4 protein-coding genes and 2 pseudogenes are annotated in these 3530 nt (G+C 54.1%); 3 read left to right on the forward strand and 3 right to left on the reverse strand.

The genetic code is table 11. The features are described 5' to 3' along the window. Positions 1 to 188: 188 nt before the first annotated feature. From K5R89_RS26705 to K5R89_RS26715, 3 genes and pseudogenes are all read right to left on the reverse strand, one after another. Positions 189 to 608 carry a type II toxin-antitoxin system HigA family antitoxin gene (locus K5R89_RS26705; RefSeq protein WP_011251286.1) on the reverse strand — a complete coding sequence of 140 codons (420 nt, stop codon included), beginning with the start codon at positions 606 to 608 and terminating at the stop codon, positions 189 to 191. Next, positions 605 to 916, reverse strand: coding sequence for a type II toxin-antitoxin system HigB family toxin (locus K5R89_RS26710; protein ID WP_011251285.1), 312 nt, complete (start codon positions 914 to 916; stop codon positions 605 to 607). The genes K5R89_RS26705 and K5R89_RS26710 overlap by 4 nt, the downstream gene beginning before the upstream one ends. A 204-nt stretch (positions 917 to 1120) precedes the next feature. Continuing rightward, positions 1121 to 1558: pseudogene (locus tag K5R89_RS26715) on the reverse strand (DDE-type integrase/transposase/recombinase); the annotation flags it as partial. Between the two features lie 113 nt (positions 1559 to 1671). Between K5R89_RS26715 and K5R89_RS26720 the strand changes: the two are divergent. The 3 genes and pseudogenes from K5R89_RS26720 to K5R89_RS26730 all read left to right on the forward strand — a co-directional run. Continuing rightward, on the forward strand, positions 1672 to 2010 hold the full coding sequence (locus K5R89_RS26720) for a transposase (RefSeq protein WP_023288266.1): 339 nt from the start codon (positions 1672 to 1674) through the stop codon (positions 2008 to 2010). Next, positions 2007 to 2354 carry an IS66 family insertion sequence element accessory protein TnpB gene (gene tnpB, locus K5R89_RS26725; protein ID WP_065813356.1) on the forward strand — a complete coding sequence of 116 codons (348 nt, stop codon included), beginning with the start codon at positions 2007 to 2009 and terminating at the stop codon, positions 2352 to 2354. The genes K5R89_RS26720 and tnpB overlap by 4 nt, the downstream gene beginning before the upstream one ends. Before the next feature lie 48 nt (positions 2355 to 2402). Next, positions 2403 to 3452 (forward strand): annotated as a pseudogene (locus K5R89_RS26730) (IS66 family transposase); the annotation flags it as partial. Positions 3453 to 3530 lie beyond the last annotated feature (78 nt).

Genomic DNA, 3530 nt, shown 5'->3' on the forward strand with positions numbered 1-3530 from the left:
ACGGTCTGCGTTGTCGGGAAGATGCGTGATCTGATCCTTCAACTCAGCAAAAGTTCGATTTATTCAACAAAGCCACTAAGAGCCTCTTCATTCCCTGGCTTTACTACTTCGTCTGACATGGAAGCTTCCTTACAAATGAAATTAATCATAACTAAATCACCATCAGGTGATTTAGTTATATCTTTCGGTTATAGGAACCACTCAGGTTTTACACCGAAGCGCGCGGAAAGAGCTTTTATGTGAGTGATGGTCAAAGAGCGCTGCCCTGACAGGATTTGGCTGACCAATGATTTAGATCCGATCTCATCCTTAAGGTCTGAATAAGACAGCTTGTGCTGGTCAATCAGGGTTCGCAGAAGCGCAACGCCGACTGGTATTTCAGCAATAGCTTTGTTGAACTCAGCGAAACGAGGGCTGTTATCTTCATAGTCGGCAATCTTACTCGCCAGGAAGTCAATAAGTGGGTTCTCGTCGTCGTTCTCGATCAGATAATCCACCAGCTCCATCGCTTCGCGGTAATCGCTCTCGGAAGAACTGCCCCCTAGGAAGGGGACGGCAGCTACGAGTTGTTTGGTTGCTTCAATGGCTTTTGCAGTGTCGGTAATCATTCTTTGTTCTCCCTGTAATAGCGGGTCAACTTGTCGTAATCAGCGTGGGTTGCGATGTGCTTCACGTAAAAGCGCTTATTTACGAAATTGATATAGGCGATAACCCTCAAGTTGTTGCCCCCTACATCCAAAACCCACCACTTATTCCTGTACTTAAAATTATCCAGGCTCGGTATCAGAGTTAGCATCTCAGCTGGAGAAGAGAAGTCCGTCTCGCGCACTAAGCGGTACAACGCCCGAATGGCTAACGAATCGTTGGGATATCGCTTTGCCGCTTCCTCAAAAGGCTCTTTTGAAATTACGTGCATCTTGCGGTCGTTCCATCCGTTTACATTATGTGAACATTATAGCATCGCTCTTTGCCGTTTACAATATGTGAACGTTACCTTTGCATTTCACAACCTCGCCAAAATCCCCACTTAACCTGAATAGAGTGGACCTTAAGGGCATATGGGCCGTTTTGATGCGTGGCTAACCGACGAGTTAAGCCAAAAGCAGGAGGTGACCTGCTCCCCGTTGCTTTCCGGGCTACGTACCGCCGTATGTTTAGGCTCCAGTCCTACCATTCTGGCGAACTGACGCGTCTGATAAGAACGGTAGGCTGAACCGTTGTCTGTCAGCCACTCAACGGGGGATGTCGGCAGGCTGTTACCGAAGCGACGCTCCACGGCACCCAGCATGACGTCCTGCACGGTTTCACTGTCATATCCACCGTTACTGGCCGCCCAGTAAAGTGCCTCGCGATCGCAACAGTCCAGTGCGAACGTGACCCGCAGTTTTTCACCGTTATCACAGCTGAACCCGAAGCCGTCAGAGCACCACCGCTGGTTACTTTCTCCAACGGCCACTTTCCCTGTATGCGCCCGCTTCGATGGCGGTATTTCCGGTTTACGCTCAAGCAGCAGCGCATTCTGACGCATGATGCGGTATACGCGTTTGGCATTGATCACCGCCATGTCGTCAGTTTCTGAGTAAGCGTACAGCGTGAACCGTCTGGTCATAATCTGAAGCATCCGACAAAGTGGTGTCCACCAAATAAGTAGTGGGAACCAAAGTGTCAGATATGCAGAAAAATATGACTCCCGGCAGGCGTAAAGGCTGCCCTAATTATTCTCCTGAGTTTAACATCTCAAAACTGGCGCTTGAAAATGGCATTAATGCCAATCTGCTCTTTAAATGGCGCCAGCAGTGGCGCGAGGGAAAGCTGCTATTACCTTCCTCTGAGAGTCCTCAGTTACTTCCTGTGACTCTCGATGCCACCGCCGTACAACCAGAACCGCCCGCTGAGGACTCAGAGCTCAGCATCAGCTGTGAGGTAACGTTCCGGCACGGGACACTCCGCCTCAACGGCACTGTCAGCGAAAAGCTTCTGACTCTGCTGATACAGGAACTGAAGCGATGATCCCGCTAACAACAGGCACCAAAATCTGGCTGGTTGCCGGTATTACCGATATGAGAAACGGCTTCAACGGGCTGGCTGCAAAAGTGCAGACGGCGCTGAAAGACGAACCGATGTCCGGCCATGTCTTCATCTTCCGGGGCCGCAGCGGCAGTCAGGTTAAACTTCTGTGGTCCACCGGCGACGGGCTGTGCCTGCTGACCAAACGGCTGGAGCGCGGGCACTTCGCCTGGCCGTCAGCTCGCGATGGCAACGTGTTCCTCACACCGGCACAGCTGGCGATGCTCCTTGAAGGTATCGACTGGCGGCAGCCTAAAAGACTGCTTACGTCACTGACTATGTTGTAGGCCTCTTTATCCTGGTCGACGCTGAATGAGCCTGGTAATATATCCGGTATGAACAGCTCACGTCCTGACGATATCGATGAACTGAAACGTCTCCTTGCCGAACAGGAGGCGCTGAATCGTGCCCTGCAGGAAAAACTGCACGAGCGTGAACGCGAAATAGACCATCTGCAGGCGCAGCTGGATAAACTTCGCCGGATGAACTTCGGCAGCCGTTCCGAAAAAGTCTCCCGCCGTATCGCACAAATGGAAGCCGATCTGAACCGGCTTCAGAAAGAGAGCGATACGCTGACCGGTCGGGTGGATGACCCGGCAGTACAGCGCACTCTGCGTCAGATCCGCACCCGCAAACCGTTCCCCGAATCACTCCCCCGCGATGAAAAACGCCTGCGGCCAGCGGGTTCCTGCTGCCCGGAGTGTGGTGGTGCGCTGAGTTACCTGGGTGAGGATGCCGCTGAACAGCTGGAGCTGATGCGCAGCGCCTTCCGGGTTATCCGGACAGTACGTGAAAAGCATGCCTGTATTCAGTGCGATGCCATCGTGCAGGCCCCCGCGCCTTCACGGCCCATCGAGCGGGGTATCGCAGGACCGGGGCTGCTGGCCCGCGTGCTGAGTTCAAAGTATGCAGAGCACACCCCGCTGTACCGCCAGTCTGAAATATACGGCCGCCAGGGTGTGGAGCTGAGCCGTTCACTGCTGTCGGGCTGGGTGGATGCATGCTGCCGGCTGCTGTCCCCGCTGGAGGAGGCGCTTCAGGACTATGTCCTGACTGACGGTAAACTCCATGCCGATGATACCCCGGTCCAGGTGCTGTTGCCGGGCAATAAGAAGACGAAGACCGGGCGGTTGTGGACGTATGTTCGTGATGACCGCAACGCCGGGTCAGCGCTGGCACCGGCGGTGTGGTTCGCCTACAGCCCCGACAGAAAAGGCATCCATCCGCAGACCCATCTTGCGGGGTTCAGCGGTGTGCTACAGGCGGATGCGTACGTCGGGTTCAACGAGCTGTACCGCGATGGCCGGATAACGGAAGCCGCCTGCTGGGCTCACGCCCGCCGTAAAATCCACGATGTGCACGTTCGCACGCCGTCAGCCCTGACGGGGCTTTGTTGAATAAATCAGATTTCGGGTAAGTCTCCCCCGTAGCGGGTTGTGTTTTCAGGCAATACGCACGCTTTC

The organism is Klebsiella sp. TF21-TM, assembly GCF_019753495.1.
Lineage (GTDB): Bacteria > Pseudomonadota > Gammaproteobacteria > Enterobacterales > Enterobacteriaceae > Klebsiella > Klebsiella quasipneumoniae.

Bases quoted from the DNA above. Each gene is read 5' to 3' on its own strand.
- K5R89_RS26705 (WP_011251286.1), bottom strand. From the start codon at position 608: ATGATTACCGACACTGCAAAAGCCATTGAAGCAACCAAACAACTCGTA.
- K5R89_RS26710 (WP_011251285.1), bottom strand. From the start codon at position 916: ATGCACGTAATTTCAAAAGAGCCTTTTGAGGAAGCGGCAAAGCGATAT.
- K5R89_RS26720 (WP_023288266.1), top strand. From the start codon at position 1,672: ATGCAGAAAAATATGACTCCCGGCAGGCGTAAAGGCTGCCCTAATTAT.
- tnpB (WP_065813356.1), top strand. From the start codon at position 2,007: ATGATCCCGCTAACAACAGGCACCAAAATCTGGCTGGTTGCCGGTATT.